This is a genomic window from Thalassospira sp. (assembly GCF_040218635.1).
Taxonomy (GTDB): Bacteria; Pseudomonadota; Alphaproteobacteria; order Rhodospirillales; family Thalassospiraceae; genus Thalassospira.
In genome coordinates, this window is record NZ_JAVJRB010000011.1 from 420497 (window position 1) to 437153 (window position 16657).

Here is a 16657-nt window from a genome sequence, read left to right on the forward strand (position 1 = left end):
TCATCACCCGGCCATTTTATTTTTCGACAATCACTTCAACCGCATTGCCAAGAACCGGTTCAAAATGAACAAGTTTGTCCGGGTTACGATGGACAAACACATCAACCAGTTTCCCGTCGCGTTCAGATGCACTGATGCCTGTCACGATCACGCCACCCGCCTGCATCAAAAGCCAGTTTTCCCGGTCATTGCACAAATAGAACACCCGCGCATCCGGTTCGCGTTTGCCCCAGACGCCAACAAAGAACCGGGCAACATTTTCAGAACCGTAGATCGGATTAAGCGCAGCAGATCCTTTGCCCCCACCGTCAGAATGCATAATGACATCAGGGGCCAACTGACCGATCAGCATGCTGACATCCCCCAAATTAAGCGCCTTGATAAACGCTTCAATCTTTGACTGCTCGCAGGCCTGTGCATTTGGTTCAGGCGTTGCATCGCGGTCATTTTCACGCTGCATTTTACGCCGCGCACGAAACAGGATTTGCCGGGTATTGTTCGGCGTGCGTTCAATCACCGGGGCAATATCATCATGCACCCAATCAAAAACTTCGTGCAACACCAACGCCACACGCTCCACCGGGGCCAACCGTTCAAGCATCAACAAATAAGCCTGTCCCAGACCATCCTGTTCGATCAGGTTCTTCTCAGCTTGCGGCTGTTCCGCGGGAACCCAAGGTTCGGGCAACCAGTTACCCACATAATGTTCGCGTTGGCGCCGTGCAGATTTCAAAACATCAAGGCAGATATTGCTACATACCCGGACCAGCCACCCGGTGGCATCGCGGATCACGTCCTGATCCTGATTGCGCCATCTAAGCCACACATCCTGCACGGCATCTTCGGCATCGGCGTAACTGCCCAGCATGCGAAAAGCCAAGGCCGTTAAACGTGGTCGATGTGTTTCAAAAATCTGATCCGCCATATTCGGTCCATTAGGGTCAACACTCATTCACATAATGGCCCCGGTCTCCCGTATTTGTGCGGATACGCGAAGCAAAACCGCAGGAAGATATACATCTTTCAAGGTTTTGCGACAAAGTAGGCCGTGCAAATCCGGAGGATCCGAAGGACAACTGATATAAGAGAAGACTCTGCGTCAAATCCCTTGACCGGGCATCATCCCGCTCGGCGGTCTTTTCCTAGTGTTTTCTCTTATATCAATTGCCGGGGCGGTTATGTGAATGAGTTTTGACCCTAAACACATAGAGCGATACGGGGTTTCCCCGTATCGCTTGATAAGATCTTTCTTCGTTTGCCATCCTGCCTGAAGGGGGGCGGGGATGCAAAGGGGCGAGTTCACCCCCGCCCAAAGGTTTCACATGAACGGATTTACGCAAATTCATGCTGCGCAATTCCCAAACGGTTCCAGGCGTTCATGGTCGAAACGATGCAGGTCAGCTCGGAAATTTCGTCTTCTTCGAAATGATCAAGCAACGCGCGATGACTTTGCGAAATACGGTCCTGCGACGCCACCTCGGTCAGGGATTCCGCCCAATCAAGTGCCGCACGTTCCGCATCGTCAAACCCGCTGGCCGCACGCCATACCGGCAACATGGCAAGTTTCATCGGATCGCCACCATGCTCGGCAAAGCTTTTGGAATGCATACGCTGGCAAAAGGCACACTGATTGATCTGCGATACCCGGCATTCGATCAGATCCCGCAAAACCGGCGCGATCTTGGAGTCCGTCCCAAGAACAGTTGCCAGATCAAACATCGCCTTAAAAAGCTTCGGGGTGGCTTCAGGAAAATTGAAACGGCTCATTGTCAGTCTCCTTGTTTGTTTCGGGAAAATCCCTTCTGCCAACAAGGACGAAGCAAGGGCGGACCGTGTTACAGCAGCCCGCCCTTTTTTCTAAATAATTTTCAGAAATGCAGTTTAACCAATGCCGATTAAATCATTCCGGCCTGCTCCAATGCCTTGGCCACATTGTCATGCATCACCCAATGCCAGTCTTCACCATCTGATTGTTTGCCATCAGCAAGGGTAAAGATCGCGGCGAGATAATCACTGACATCGGTTGCACAGATCGGAAGACCGGCCGCTGTGGCAACTTTTGCGGCAAGACGTCCATATTTCTTGTTGCCAATACGGCATCCGAAATGTCCCACCGTATTGGCCAAACTCAGACCGGTAATTTCGCGCCCCGGTGCTTTGGCGTGCGCGCGCAGCATATCGCGTTCACAAGATGAAAGTTCGATGGCACCAAAGGCCCGCACGTAATCATCCGGGGTGCCGATATGGGGGGCACGGGTGCTATCAGATCCGTCACTCCCCTGATGGTTGCCGTCATCCCGGTTCAGTACTTTAAGCATGTCGTTTCCTCCCGACAGAATGACCGGTTCATGGGTTTTTCGCATCTGCCGCGCCGGTCGATCGCGCGATGCGTATTGAACTCAAAGGCGCGTTTTGGTCTTTCACCTAATCGGCAATGCTGCAGTTCGTTGTGCAGCAAAAAGCATCCGTATTCTTGCATATGGGGATCAAAATCAAACGGGGCAGGAAACCATCGTTTCCCACCCCGTATCATCATGCATAGTCAAAGCCCTGCTTGGTAAAGACGAATTGGCCAACCCGCATGCCGCCACCGCCTTCTTCGTCGTCAAAGGCATTAATGCAGCCCGCCAGATAAAACTCCCACATGCGTTTAAACTCGTCGTCATATTTGGCCGGATCGAGTTGATCTGAAATCGCCCGGAAACGGTCCCGCCAGGCAATCAATGTCCGGGCGTAATTCCGACCGGGATGAAAATGCGATGCTTCAACCATCAGATTGGCGTGTTCGGCCGCCTCGATCACTTCATGCACAGCCGGGATATACCCACCCGGAAAAATATACTTATCAATCCAGGGGGATGTGAATTCTGGCCGCGGTTTGATGATGGTGTGAATGACGGCCCGCCCGCCTGCCTTTAGAAGCGCGCTGACTTTTTCAAAGTATGTTTTGAACTGATGGCGGCCAACATGCTCAAACATCCCGACCGATACCACACGGTCGTATTTTCCCGCATTGGCGTCGGCAAATAACCGGTAATCAAGCAGATGATAATCAAGCCCGGACTTGGCATTGTCGCCCATCGCAGAACGCTTTTCCTGTGCCCAGCCATATTGCTCGGTCGACAGCGTAATACCATGGACCTCGGCCCCGGTTTCACGGTGAATAAACCGGCTAAGCCCGCCCCAGCCACACCCGATATCAACCACCCGCAAACCGGGTTCATTGATTTTAAGACGCTGGGTGGTCAGGGTCATCTTCCGGTGCTGGGCTTCTTCAAGTGTCTGTGCCCCATCATCCCAGAAGGCACATGAATATTGCATCTCCGGGTCAAGGAACCTTGTGTAAAGATCATTGCCTATATCGTAATGATGGCGCACGCGCTTGGACGCGGCCTTTACCGTGGTGAATTGTGCGATCTGGAATTTAAGCGCCTGAAGCTTTTCGATAAAGCTGCCAAACCCGTTCGCTGAATGACCGCCTTCGAAATTCAGACGCAACACCCGGATCAGGTCTTCCAGCTCGCCGCTGACAACCTCGAATCCGCCATGCATGTAGGCTTCACCAAAACCCGGATCGGGACTTAACGCCATTTTTAGCGTATCGCTCCAATCGGGTACTGTCATTGCCGCACGGGGGGATGTGCCATTCCCCAAAACGACTTCATGTTTATCATCGACGCGAAAAACCAATGTTCCGCGGGTAACATGTTCCCGAAAGAAATCGAGAACCTTTTTCTGTGTCCAAGCCAAATTCATCGGGTACGTCATCGGTTGTCCTTCTTCTTGCAAAGTCGGAATGTTGATCGCCCCATATGCGACCATGCCGCATATCTGCATCGAACCCCATATCTGGATCGTTTGATCACGCCGTTCGGAAGGTGGTCGGAATGTCACAACGGAAACGCGAAGCGGTCCGTGCCGAAAACAGAAATCAACCAAGCTGAACGCAAAACGATTCTGATATGGGGTCCGACACATGAACCCCGTCTGTAATTCTGCCAGATTTTTTTGCGATCTCAAGTAGTAATCATGGCTGGGTTACAAAGGATACGCTTGCGCTATTGCCCTGAACGCCTTACATCTCGCCGCAGATTATCAGAAATTATCCACAGGCATGTGCCCTGCGCCGTCCGTATCGTTGCTGTGATTATCATAGCCACAGCCCGGATCAGGCCGACATGCCCTACAGACTGAAAAGAGGCACCTGATGGGCTATAAAATTGCCGTTGTCGGCGCGACCGGAAATGTCGGGCGCGAAATGCTGAATACGCTTGCTGAACGCAACTTCCCGGCGGACGAAGTCTTTGCGCTGGCATCGACAAAATCAATTGGCCGCACGGTTGTCTATGGCGAAGATACCGACCTCACCGTTCTGGATTCCGCGACCTTTGATTTTTCCAAAGTCGATATCGCCCTGTTTTCAGCCGGTGGGGAAACCTCCAAAAAACTCGCCCCCAAGGCTGCTGAAGCAGGCTGTGTTGTCATTGATAATTCAAGCTATTGGCGCATGGAGCCGGGTGTTCCGCTGATCGTGCCTGAGGTCAATGGCGATGCTCTTGCCGGCTATGCCAAGAAGAACATCATTGCCAATCCGAACTGCTCGACCATTCAGATGGTGCTTGCCCTGAAACCGCTTCATGAATTGGCAACAATCAAGCGCGTTGTCGTTTCGACCTATCAGTCGGTATCGGGTGCTGGTCGTGCTGCGATGGACGAGCTGTTCAACCAGACCAAGGGCATCTATGTGAACGATCTTCCGAAAAAAGAAGAATTCACCAAGCAGATCGCCTTTAACGTCATCCCGCATATCGACAGCTTTATGGATGATGGCGCAACCCGCGAAGAATGGAAAATGTCGGTCGAGACTCGCAAAATTCTCGCCCCTGCAGACATTGCCGTTCATGCGACCTGTGTCCGCGTTCCGGTCTTTGTCGGTCACGGCGAAGCGGTAAATATCGAATTTGAAAAACCGATCACGGTTGAAGAAGCCCGCAAGGCAATGAAAGCATTCCCCGGTCTGTCGGTTGTCGATTACCGTCAGGACGAAGGCTATGTCACCCCGCAGGAAGTTCAGGGTGAAGACAACGTCTTTATCTCTCGCGTGCGTAAGGACCCGACCGTCAAAAACGGCCTGTCGCTGTGGTGTGTTGGTGACAATCTGCGCAAGGGTGCTGCCCTTAACGCCGTTCAGATTGCTGAATTGCTGGTTGCGGAATTCCTGCCTAAAAAGTGATCTTCTTCACCGGATCCAAACCAAAACCCGTCCAACTTTGGGCGGGTTTTGGCGTATATAGACGTATAGATGCTGGTAACTGCATTCAAAAGGCGCTAGGGAAAAGAATAAGACGTCAGGGATGAAATCGCCCGCCGCCTGCCCGCATACGGATGAAGAACAAAAAATTTCGGGGGAATCGGATGGTAAAAAGGACCCGCAAGGAAGCGGCGCGACTTGATGAGGCTGCCCGCGCTGGCTGGCTTTATTATTGTGCGCGAAATACACAAGACGAGATCGCCCACAAACTGGGTGTATCGCGCCCAACCGCACAGCGCCTTGTTTCGGCGGCTGTCAGCGAAGGGCTTGTCAAAGTGCGCCTTGATCATCCCATTGCCCGCTGCATGGAACTGGGCAAAGCCATCTGTGAAAAATACGGCCTGGCAAATTGTGACGTAGTGCCAACCGATCCGTCCGCACCCGAAGCCATGTTTGGCATGGCGCAGGCCGCGGCAACCTATCTTGAGCGGGCCCTGCAATCGCAAGAACCAAAAATCATTGCATTGGGAACAGGTCGCGCAATGCGCGCCATGGTCGATGAAGTCGGGCGCATTGATGGTCGCCATCACAAAATCGTCTCGCTGGTGGGCACCATCGCCCATGACGGGGCGGCAAGTTTTTATGATGCCGTCATCGATCTGGCAGACCGCACCCGCGCCCCCCATTACCCGTTACCGATTCCGGTCATTATTGAAGACCCGAAAATGCGTGAACGGATGCAGACCCAGCCGCCGATGGACAATATTCTGCAACTCGCACGTGAAGCCGACATTCGATTTATTGGTGTCGGGCAATTGGGCGATGACGCACCACTTCACATTGATGGCTTTATCACCAAGACCGAATTGGCTTCACTTCGCGATGCAGGTGCCATTGGCGAAGTGATCAGTTGGTCCTTTGATCAGGACGGTAATATCCTGGATCATCCGGTCAATCATTGTGTCACCAGCGCGCCTGCGGTTCAGCCCGCGACCAACACCATTGCGGTTGCAAAGGGCGCAAAAAAGGTCGCCGCGATTCGCGGTGCCATGCGCGGCAGACTGATTTCCACCCTGATTACCGACGAAGCAACAGCAGAAGCTTTGCTGCGTTAGCACCCCTTGTTACAGCCTCAGAACTCAAGACATAGCACCCTGCCAACGCGTTTGGCGGGGTTTGTTTTGTGCGCCGCAAAAACGAATTCGTTTGACAAGCAAGCCTGAAATTGAGTGAATGCTCATTACCTGAACAAATGATCAACACGGGCAATTCAAATTGCTCAACGGGTAGATAGTCCTTTTGGGAGGAAACATGAAACGCGTAATGGGAACAGCGCTTTGTGCGCTGTTGGCGGGCGGTATCGCTCATGCCAATGCTGAAACGAAACTAACCATCGCCACCGTAAATAACGGCGACATGATCCGCATGCAGAAGCTGACGGATGATTTCACCTCCAAAAACCCTGACATTTCGCTTGAGTGGGTCACGCTCGAGGAAAACACCCTGCGTCAGCGCGTCACCACCGACATCGCCACCAAGGGCGGCCAGTATGACGTCATGACCATCGGCACCTATGAAGTTCCGATCTGGGCCGACAAAGGTTGGTTGGCACCGCTTGATAATCTTGGTGCTGACTATGATGTCGACGACATCATGCCTGCCATCCGTGCTGCCGTATCCAAAGATGATGCGCTCTATGCTGCGCCTTTCTACGGCGAAAGCTCGATGATGATGTATCGCACGGATCTGTTCGAAAAAGCCGGTGTTGAAATCAATGGTCGTCTCACCTGGGACCAGACCCTTGAAATCGCCAAAAAACTCCATGACCCGGATAACGGCGTATATGGCATTTGCCTGCGCGGTAAAGCTGGCTGGGGCGAAAACATGGCGCTGATTTCGACCATGGGCAATGCCTATGGCGCACGCTGGTTCGACGAAGAATGGAAACCGACCTTCGACGGCGCAGAATGGAAAAACGCTCTGGACATGTATACCAATATCCTTGGTAACTACGGTCCTCCGGGTGCGACATCGAACGGGTTTAACGAAAACCTGTCGCTGTTCAACTCCGGTAAATGTGGCATGTGGATTGATGCAACCGTTGCCGCATCCTTCGTCACCAACCCGAAAGATTCCAAAGTTGCCGACAAAGTCGGCTTCACCGAAGCACCCTGTGCTGTGACCTGTACCGGTGCCAACTGGCTCTGGGCATGGAACCTTGGTATTCCGATGGGTTCCCAGAAAGTCGAAGCCGCCCAGAAGTTTATCGCTTGGGCAACCTCGAAAGAATATCTGGAACTGGTCGCCTCCAAAGAAGGTTGGGCAAACGTCCCACCGGGCACCCGTATCTCGCTGTATGAAAACCCGAAATATCTCGAAGCTGCACCATTCGCAGACGAGACGCTTCTGGCAATCGACAGTGCCGATCCGGTTAACTCCACCCTGAAACCGAAACCTTATGTCGGTGTCCAGTTCGCTGCGATCCCGGAATTCCAGGGTATCGGTACGACAGTTGGTCAGCAGTTCTCAGCCGCCCTTGCCGGTCAGTCCAGTGTTGAAGAGGCCCTTGCGGCTGCTCAATCCAGCACCGACCGGACCATGCGCAAAGCTGGTTACTACTGATGCATCACAGGCCAGATTTCAGTTTATTGCACATCATGAAATGATTTCTGGCCTGCGCCTCCTTGACCTGATGAACTTGGGGTGGCGGTTGTAAAAATCGCCACCCCCTTTCCATCTGGACAGGGATCAGCAACATCAATTTCGGGGAAGCACATCATGTCGACACGGGCCTCGACCCTTACCGGACGTATTATGTCCGCACCGTCGATCATCGTCCTGTTCTTGTGGATGGCCGTCCCGCTGGGCATGACGATTTATTTCTCCTTCCTGCGCTACAATCTGTTGTCGCCGGGAACGGAAGAATGGATCGGAACACTCAATTACGAATTTTTCCTGACAGATCCGGCGTTCTTTGCCTCGCTGACAAACACGCTTTTACTTGTCGGATCCGTTTTGATCATCACCGTGGTTGGCGGCATTCTTCTTGGATTGATGCTTGATCAACCGATTTTCGGACGCGGCATTCTGCGTCTTCTGGTGATCGCACCTTTCTTCATTATGCCGACCGTGAATGCACTGGTCTGGAAAAACCTTTTGATGGACCCGGTTTCGGGGATGTTTGCCTGGCTTGCCAGTTTACTGGGATTGCCGGCAATTGACTGGTTTACCAATATCCCGCTGACATCGATCATTATCATGGTGTCATGGCAATGGTTGCCCTTTGCCGTATTGATCCTTCTGACAGCCCTTCAATCGCTTGATCGCGATCAAAAAGAAGCCGCCCAGATGGATGGTGCCGGTCCGGTCTCAATCTTTTTCTATATTACGCTGCCCCATCTTAGCCGTGCGATCACGGTTGTCGTTCTGATCGAAACCATCTTCTTGCTGACCGTCTTTGCCGAAATCTTTGTCACCACAGGTGGTGGCCCGGGTCTGGCAACGACCAACATTGCCTTCCTTGTCTATACACAGGCCCTGTTGCAGTACGACGTCGGTGGTGCATCCGCAGGCGGCATTGTCGCGGTCATCCTGGCCAACATCGTGGCGATCTTCCTGATCCGCCTCATTGGCAAAAATCTGGATAATTAAGGGGCACGACATGGAAAAGAAACAAACACCCCTTGGCTATATCAGTTTTTCGGTATTCGCCTGGATTGTGGGACTTCTGATCTTCTTCCCGATCTTCTGGATGGTATTGACCAGCTTCAAGTCCGAACTTGAAGCCGTCTCCATCCCGCCCAGCTTCATTTCCTTTGACTGGACGCTGGAAAACTATGCCGAGGTTCAGGAACGGTCGAACTATTTCAAGTTCGCCATGAACTCGGTCATTCTTGCCGTCGGGTCAACGCTGGTTGGTTTGGTCTTTGCTGTGACCTGTGCATGGGCCATGGCCTTTAACCCGACCAAACGGACCAAGGATGCGCTTCTCTGGATGCTCTCGACCAAGATGATGCCACCGGTTGGTGTCCTTGTGCCAATCTATCTGGTGTTCCGCGATTGGGGGCTTCTCGATACCCGGTTTGGTCTGATCATGGTTCTGTTCTTGATGAACCTGCCGATCATGGTCTGGATGCTCTACACCTATTTCAAGGAAATCCCGACCGACATTCTGGAAGCCGCACGTATGGATGGCGCAACCCTGCCCAAAGAAATCATCTTTGTGCTGTTGCCCATGGCCTTGCCGGGCATTGCATCGACCATGTTGCTCAATGTGATCCTGGCCTGGAATGAAGCCTTTTGGACACTCAACCTCACAACGTCCGATGCTGCACCGCTGACTGCTTTCATCGCGTCCTATTCCAGTCCCGAAGGACTGTTCTGGGCAAAGCTTTCAGCCGCATCAACCTTGGCGGTTGCCCCAATTCTAGTAATTGGCTGGTTCTCTCAGAAACAGCTTGTGCGTGGTCTGACATTCGGCGCGGTCAAGTAACCGCAGCCCAATAGAAATCTGGAAAGAAGGAACACCAAAATGGGTGCTATCCGACTGGAGAAAGTCAAGAAAACCTTCGGAACGCTGGATGTTATTCCGGGTGTTGATCTTGAAATCAATGATGGTGAATTCGTTGTCTTTGTCGGCCCGTCGGGCTGTGGCAAATCAACCTTGCTGCGGCTAATTGCCGGGCTTGAAGATGTCACCGACGGTAAAATCCTGATTGACGGGACCGACGTTGCCAACGAAGCACCTGCCAAACGTGGTCTGTCGATGGTCTTTCAGTCCTATGCGCTCTATCCGCATATGAGCGTTTATAACAACATTGCTTTTGGCCTTAAAATGGCAGGCGAAAGCAAAGACGTTATCAACGACAAAGTCCAGAGTGCGGCAAAAATCCTGAACCTGACGGACTATCTTGAACGTCGTCCGGGGGCCCTGTCGGGTGGTCAGCGACAGCGTGTTGCCATTGGCCGCGCGATTGTCCGTAACCCGGCTGCCTTCCTGTTTGACGAACCGTTATCGAACCTTGATGCCGCCCTTCGCGTCAATATGCGTCTGGAAATCACCGGTCTGCATCAGGAACTGAAAACCACCATGATCTATGTCACCCATGATCAGGTCGAAGCCATGACCATGGCCGACAAAATCGTGGTGCTCCAAGCAGGTCGGGTTGAACAGGTCGGCAAGCCGATGGATTTGTACGCCCGCCCGGCCAATAAATTTGTAGCAGGCTTTATCGGCTCGCCAAAAATGAACTTCCTCGGCGGTGCGCTTGCAGCAAAACATAACTGCCACGAGATCGGTGTCCGTCCTGAACATCTGGCCGTCAGCACCGAAAGCGGCCCGATTGCCGCCACCGTCAAGATCGCCGAACATCTCGGGGCCGAGACATATCTTCATGTCCAGGCCGATGACTATGGCCCCATGACGGTCCGTGCCACCGGTGAAGTACCGCTAAGCGGCAATGACAAAATCTTCCTGACCCCTGAACAGGATCGCATCCACCGCTTTGACGCCCATGGTCTGGCACTCGGATAATCCTGACACGTGCATAACCCGGGCCGCAATGCCCCACACACGCATTGCGGTCCCGCCTTACCAAATCAAAAAAATTGTGAGTCCAAAATGTATCTTAAAAAGTTCGATCTTTCCGGGCGTCGTGCCTATGTCACCGGTGGCGGTCGCGCCATTGGTCTGTCCTGCTGCGAAGCACTCGCCGAAGCAGGCGCGCATGTCATTATCGGCGACATCAGCGATGCTGTCGCCGAAGAAGGCCGTGATTACCTGAAATCCAAAGGATACTCGGCTGACATCGATATCATGGATGTCACCAACACCGATCAGGTCCGCGCCAGTGCCGAAAAAATGGCCAAGCAAGGCGGCGTTGACATCCTTGTTAATAATGCCGGTATTGCCCGCTCGGAAACCCCCGCGGAAACCGTCACGGACGAACATTGGCTTAATGTCGTTGACGTCAATCTCAATGGCACATTCTGGTGCTGCCGCGAATTTGGCAAACTGATGCTGGCCAAGAAAAACGGCGTCATTGTCAATGTCGGTTCGATGTCCGGCTTTATCGTCAACAAGCCGCAAGAACAGGCCTATTACAACGCGTCCAAGGCCGCTGTGCACCACTTGACCAAATCGTTGGCGGCTGAATGGGGCGGACGCGGTGTGCGCGTCAATGCGGTTGCACCGACCTATATCGCAACACCGCTCAATGAATTCGTTAAATCCAAGCCGGAAATGTATGACGCATGGATCAATGGCACCCCGATGGCCCGACTGGGCGAAACCGATGAAATCGGATCGGTTGTGCTGTTCCTTGCTTCGGACGCCTCCAGCCTGTTGACCGGATCCATCGTATTGGCTGATGGGGGTTACACCTGCTGGTAAGGCCAGGTGGAACTGTTGATCACAATGTCCTGAAGCAAGGACCTGTACTCGTTGTGATCAGGTCAGTACGATGGTCAAACGGGGCGCGGTTGTGGGACCTGCGCCCCGTTTACCTTTTTAAACAACGCTGACGTCTGCCAAATACTTTGAAAAATCATTGGCCGGAACAACCTTCACCCCGCCAAGCCCCAAAAACGCTGCCAGACGATGCAGGTTTTCCATCAACGGTCCCGCAACATCAAGCCGTTCAAAGCCACCTTCAAGATGCGCGCTTTGCACCAAAAGCACCCCGGCCTTGCGATCTGATTTCAAATCAACACGCGCAACAAATTCGCCGTTTAGCATGAATGGCAGGACGTAATAGCCATATTGGCGCTTTTCAGCCGGAACATATATCTCGATCCGGTAGTTAAAGCCAAATATCCGCTCTACCCGATCACGTTCCCACATCACCGGATCAAACGGCACCATCAAACAGGTCGGCTTTGCCCGTGCCCGCTGGTTCACATTCGGGCAGAGATACCCGTCCTGTTTCCACCCCTGCACATCCGCGCGCAGCAACCGGCCTTCTTCGACAAGGCGCGCCAGACAGGCTTTGGTTTCAGCGGTTGGCATACGAAAATACTTGCGAAGGTCAATCTCGGCTGCGACCCCGGTTGCCGCAATCCCCTTACAGATCAAATCACACATCGCATCCTGACGGTCGGGTGCCGGATCATGGGCGGCATCCCCAATCACCCGATGGGGCAAATCATAAACCCGCTCGAAACTGTTACGCCGTTTGTGCGCGGTAACCTGACCGCTCCAGAACAGATATTCCAGTGCGGTTTTGGTATCCGACCAGCCCCACCATTCGGCACTCTTGGGGCCTGCCTGATCGAGATCACTTGCGCCAAGAGCACCTTCATTTTCAATCCGCTCAAGAATACCATCAATCAACTCAGGCTGTTCACGTTGCATGCGGGCGATCCGTCCCCACATGCCTTTGCCTGACCGGGCATCTTCCATCCGCCAGCGATATAACGGATAATCCTCAATCGGGATCATCGAGGCTTCATGCCCCCAATATTCAATCAGCTTTCGGTCGCGCGATTTGCCCCAGACAATATCATCAAGCAATTTCGGGTCATAAACGCCAAGCCGCGAGAAGATCGGCATGTAATGTGCGCGCGTCAAAACGTTGACACTATCGACCTGCAACATATTGGTCTTGCGGATCGCCTTCATGATCCGGCGCTTGGTTACAGGGCGGTTTTCATCGCAATCAAACCCTTGCCCGACAAGGGCAAGGTTCCGCGCCTGCTTGATGGAAATGGCAATAGACGGTTTTGGCATATGGGCACTGTCATCTGGCATGATGGATCAATCAATTCGCGAATTAAAACAGGATGATACTATCACATCCTCCTGACAAATATGGCAGCAGGGTTTGTGCCTTGAACGATAACTCTTCCCTTCGAAGATAACGCAAGGCCTGCTTGACCTAACAGCCTGTCACGCCATAGGCTTTTGCATCATAGGCCAACATGCAGCGCCCCAAAACAGGACGGACATAAATGGATAGCCCGCAAATCATGATCCTGACCGTTCTTGTTGGTACGGTTGCCCTGTTTTTATGGGGCCGCTGGCGCCATGACATGGTGGCCATGGCATCCCTTTTAACCTGCGTCGGATTGGGCTTGGTCCCGACCGGGGATGCTTTTGTCGGGTTTGGTCACCCGGCCGTCATCACCGTTGCCTGCATTCTGATCTTGTCATCGGCCCTTCAGAAATCGGGTGCTGTCGATACATTAACCCGGACCGTTTTGCCACAATCTGCGGGTCCTTTCGTCACCATGGCCGCCCTTAGTCTTCTGGCGGCCATCCTGTCAGCCTTTATGAACAATGTCGGTGCCTTGGCCCTTTTGATGCCGGTTGCCTTGCAAATCGCGCGAAAACAAAACCTGCCGCCGGGCAAAATCCTGATGCCGCTGGCATTTGGGTCGATCTTGGGCGGCATGACCACCCTGATTGGCACACCGCCCAACCTGATCGTGTCGGGCTTTCGTGCCGGACAGACCGGCGAAGGGTTTTCGATGTTTGCCTTTACGCCCGTCGGCGTCACGATTGCGGTTGCCGGGTTGGCATTTGTCATGCTGCTGGGTCGCTTTCTTGTCCCGACCCGCGAACGCGCCGGTGCCGAAGGATTTGAAACCGGCTCCTACCTGACCGAAGCCCGGATTACCGAAGGCAGCAAAGCGTCGGGCATGTTGCTGCGTGATATCAATCACGAACTGGAAAAAAGCGATGCACAGGTCATTGGCCTGATCCGCAACGAACGTCGCTTTCCGGCACCAAGTCCTTATCGCGAACTTCATCAGGACGATATTCTTCTCATCGAAGCCGAACCCGAAGGTCTGGCCTCTGCCCTTTCTGCACTCGAACTGACCCTTGAAGCCGAATGGAATGACGCCCGGGCCAAGGCCGCGGAAAAAGAACAGGCCAAGGCGCTTGAACGCGAGAAAGACGCGCAGAAGGATATCATTCCGGAAACTTCAGACACTCAAGACCCTGCAAATGTCCCGGTCGTCGGCGGTGCTGAAGTGAACGACGACGCTGTTAAAACAGATGACATCACCAATCCGCCCAAGACCGAAGTCGAACGCCAAAAGGCTCTGGAATCCGATGACATATCGCTGATCGAACTTGCCGTTCTGCCAAATGCCACCTTCATTGGCCGGTCGGCTTCCGACATACGGTTGCGGGATCGTTATGGCATCAATCTGCTGGCCGTTTCCCGACAGGGACAACGTTCCATGGCACGCTTGCGCACCATGACAATGCAGGCAGGTGATGTTCTTTTGATGCAAGGCACCCCCGATGCTGTTTATGATTTCGGCAATCGCCTTGGATGTGTACCGCTTGCCGAACGCTCCTTGCATCTGGCCGATACCAAGATTGCCTTGCGCGCGACATTTATCATGGCCGTCGCCATTCTACTGGCTGCTTTTGGCATCCTGCCGGCCGCGATTTCCTTTTCCTTTGGGGTGCTTGCGGCATTGCTGTTCGGGGTTGTTTCGCCGCGCACGCTTTATAATGCCGTCGACTGGCCGGTGGTGGTGTTGCTTGCCGCCTTGATCCCCGTCGCGAATGCGATGGAAAGTACGGGCAGTGCGGATTTAATCGCCCGTTTCCTGCTTGAAACGATCGCACAGGGCAACGCCACGATCGCGGTTGGCCTGATCCTGATCGTCACCATGACCCTGTCGGATTTCATGAACAATGCCGCAACGGCAGCCGTCATGTGCCCGATTGCCATTGGCAGTGCAGCCCAACTGGATGCCAGTGCCGACCCGTTCCTGATGGCGGTTGCGATTGGTGCATCCTGTGCTTTCCTGACGCCCATCGGGCATCAAAACAACACCTTGATCCTCGGCCCCGGCGGGTTCCGCTTTGGCGATTACTGGAAGCTTGGCCTGCCAATTGAAATCATTGTGGTCGCGGTTGGCGTGCCGATGTTGCTTTGGGTCTGGCCGTTGTAGGATATCTGACCGGACAACCGAAAGCCGCAAAGCTCACCTCGGCTTTTCAAACCTTACTTGGCAACAGATTGCAGGATCTTGATGGCGGCGGCCGCCGCCCCGAAACCATTGTCGATATTTACGCTCAGAATGCCCGGTGAACAGCTGCCCAGTGCAGATTCTAGTGCTGTTCTCCCGCCCGCCGTCACGCCATACCCGACAGAAGTTGGCACCGCGATCACGGGTGCCCCGACCAACCCGGCCAGAACACTGAACAAAGCACCTTCCATCCCGGCAAGTGCAATTATGATGCGGAATTTCTGAACTTCCTCGATCCGGTCAAGCAGCCGCCAAAGACCGGCCACACCAACATCCTGGATCATGGTGCTGTCATACCCGCAAAAGGCCAATGTTCTTTGGGCCTCGGTTGCCACCGGAATGTCGGACGTCCCCGCCGCAATGATCCCGATCCCCGACGGTCCAAGCGGCCCTGTCTTGCCAACAATTCCGGTTGCCGAAACCGGGTCATAGTCAAGCTTGGCACGATTGTCGCCATTAAGCCCCTGATATGTTTCCGGCGTAAGCGCGGTCAGGAAAAGCGGACGTTCGCGCGTGATCGCATCTTCAATGATAATATTGATTTGGTCCGCAGATTTTCGCGCACAATAAATCGCCTCGGGAAAGCCGGTCCGGTTTTGCCGGTCCCAATCGGGCTGATGAACGTTTTTCATGGTTGGTCCTGAATAAACATCGCACCCCGCTGATAAGGCCGCAGCCCCATGAACGCACGATCATTCATCTTACACCGTTCTTCAATCCGGGTTTCAATATCGGTGGTCATCTGGCTTTCGGGAAGTTCAATGATAACGCCTGATTTGGTGATACGGCACCTGACATCGCCGCGAAGACCAAGCTCGTTGCTCAGATACCCTTCGATGCTATCGACAAAGGCAAGGTCTTTGGGGTCAATGGCAATTCCGGTTTCAATCCGACTGGCAAGGCACGGCTGTGCGGGAAGTTCGGCGACATCGTCCAACCCAAGTTCACGGGCAAGGGTTCGGATGTCTGTTTTTGCCATACCGGCATCAACAAACGGGTGAAGAACGTCATGCTCCGATGCCGCAAGCAATCCGGGTCGGTATTCCCCCAGATCATCTAGATTTGCCCCCGATGCGATGGGGGCCGCCGTCAGACTGCGTATCCGGTCATACAAATTGGTCTTGCAGAAATAGCATCGGTTGACCGGATTATCACGATAGCGCGGATCATCAAATTCACCCGTGCCGGTCACGGTTAAGTGCCAATTCTGCACACGTGCAGCATCCCGCACCCGAACCGTTGCTGTCGGCTGCACCGCGGGCGACACAGCATGCAGCATTTCGGTACGATTTGGTGCGACCATATTGGCAAATGTTGCAAGCGTCATGCTATCGACACCACCGCTCACCGCGATTGCAAGGCGTGGCTGCGCAAGGATAATATCGGCAAGGAGTTGGTGAGAAGTCAAAACCATGC

At 53.5% G+C, this 16657-nt stretch carries 15 protein-coding genes; 8 read left to right on the forward strand and 7 right to left on the reverse strand.

From position 1 onward, the window contains the following. Positions 1–16: 16 nt before the first annotated feature. The 4 genes from sigJ to RIC05_RS13180 all read right to left on the reverse strand — a co-directional run bounded on the left by sigJ (position 17) and on the right by RIC05_RS13180 (position 3822). Complete coding sequence (gene sigJ / locus RIC05_RS13165) at positions 17–952, reverse strand: RNA polymerase sigma factor SigJ (RefSeq protein ID WP_350048281.1); 936 nt, start codon at positions 950–952, stop codon at positions 17–19. 380 nt (positions 953–1332) lie between these two features. Next, the gene (locus RIC05_RS13170; RefSeq protein ID WP_350048279.1) at positions 1333–1767 is read right to left on the reverse strand and encodes a carboxymuconolactone decarboxylase family protein; all 435 of its coding nucleotides are present in this window, start codon (positions 1765–1767) and stop codon (positions 1333–1335) included. A 128-nt stretch (positions 1768–1895) separates the two neighbouring features. Then, positions 1896–2318: a hypothetical protein gene (locus tag RIC05_RS13175; RefSeq protein ID WP_350048277.1), complete on the reverse strand. Its 423-nt coding sequence runs from the start codon at positions 2316–2318 to the stop codon at positions 1896–1898. A gap of 214 nt (positions 2319–2532) precedes the next feature. Then, positions 2533–3822 (reverse strand): class I SAM-dependent methyltransferase, encoded by a 1290-nt coding sequence (locus tag RIC05_RS13180; protein ID WP_350048275.1) that lies wholly within the window; start codon positions 3820–3822, stop codon positions 2533–2535. Positions 3823–4207: 385 nt separating this feature from the next. Between RIC05_RS13180 and RIC05_RS13185 the strand changes: the two genes are divergently transcribed. The 7 genes from RIC05_RS13185 to RIC05_RS13215 all read left to right on the forward strand — a co-directional run bounded on the left by RIC05_RS13185 (position 4208) and on the right by RIC05_RS13215 (position 11642). Continuing rightward, on the forward strand, positions 4208–5233 hold the full coding sequence (locus RIC05_RS13185) for an aspartate-semialdehyde dehydrogenase (protein ID WP_350048273.1): 1026 nt from the start codon (positions 4208–4210) through the stop codon (positions 5231–5233). Between the two features lie 182 nt (positions 5234–5415). Further along, the gene (locus tag RIC05_RS13190; protein ID WP_350048271.1) at positions 5416–6366 is read left to right on the forward strand and encodes a sugar-binding transcriptional regulator; all 951 of its coding nucleotides are present in this window, start codon (positions 5416–5418) and stop codon (positions 6364–6366) included. Between the two features lie 196 nt (positions 6367–6562). Beyond that, positions 6563–7873, forward strand: coding sequence for an ABC transporter substrate-binding protein (locus RIC05_RS13195; protein ID WP_350048269.1), 1311 nt, complete (start codon positions 6563–6565; stop codon positions 7871–7873). A gap of 156 nt (positions 7874–8029) precedes the next feature. Then, positions 8030–8902 carry a carbohydrate ABC transporter permease gene (locus RIC05_RS13200; RefSeq protein WP_350043142.1) on the forward strand — a complete coding sequence of 291 codons (873 nt, stop codon included), beginning with the start codon at positions 8030–8032 and terminating at the stop codon, positions 8900–8902. A 10-nt stretch (positions 8903–8912) separates the two neighbouring features. Continuing rightward, positions 8913–9743: a carbohydrate ABC transporter permease gene (locus RIC05_RS13205; protein ID WP_350048267.1), complete on the forward strand. Its 831-nt coding sequence runs from the start codon at positions 8913–8915 to the stop codon at positions 9741–9743. 39 nt (positions 9744–9782) lie between these two features. Continuing rightward, the gene (locus RIC05_RS13210; protein WP_350048265.1) at positions 9783–10784 is read left to right on the forward strand and encodes an ABC transporter ATP-binding protein; all 1002 of its coding nucleotides are present in this window, start codon (positions 9783–9785) and stop codon (positions 10782–10784) included. Between the two features lie 87 nt (positions 10785–10871). After that, positions 10872–11642: an SDR family NAD(P)-dependent oxidoreductase gene (locus RIC05_RS13215; RefSeq protein ID WP_350043139.1), complete on the forward strand. Its 771-nt coding sequence runs from the start codon at positions 10872–10874 to the stop codon at positions 11640–11642. A 117-nt stretch (positions 11643–11759) separates the two neighbouring features. Here RIC05_RS13215 and RIC05_RS13220 read toward each other — a convergent pair whose 3' ends face one another. After that, positions 11760–12998: a winged helix-turn-helix domain-containing protein gene (locus RIC05_RS13220; protein ID WP_350048263.1), complete on the reverse strand. Its 1239-nt coding sequence runs from the start codon at positions 12996–12998 to the stop codon at positions 11760–11762. 200 nt (positions 12999–13198) lie between these two features. Between RIC05_RS13220 and RIC05_RS13225 the strand changes: the two genes are divergently transcribed. Continuing rightward, positions 13199–15163 (forward strand): SLC13 family permease, encoded by a 1965-nt coding sequence (locus tag RIC05_RS13225; protein ID WP_350048262.1) that lies wholly within the window; start codon positions 13199–13201, stop codon positions 15161–15163. Positions 15164–15216: 53 nt separating this feature from the next. Here the strand turns inward: RIC05_RS13225 and larB are convergent, their stop codons facing one another. Both larB and larE read right to left on the reverse strand, forming a co-directional pair. Beyond that, positions 15217–15873 carry a nickel pincer cofactor biosynthesis protein LarB gene (gene larB / locus RIC05_RS13230; RefSeq protein ID WP_350048260.1) on the reverse strand — a complete coding sequence of 219 codons (657 nt, stop codon included), beginning with the start codon at positions 15871–15873 and terminating at the stop codon, positions 15217–15219. Beyond that, positions 15870–16655: an ATP-dependent sacrificial sulfur transferase LarE gene (larE, locus tag RIC05_RS13235; RefSeq protein WP_350048258.1), complete on the reverse strand. Its 786-nt coding sequence runs from the start codon at positions 16653–16655 to the stop codon at positions 15870–15872. The genes larB and larE overlap by 4 nt, the downstream gene beginning before the upstream one ends. Positions 16656–16657 lie beyond the last annotated feature (2 nt).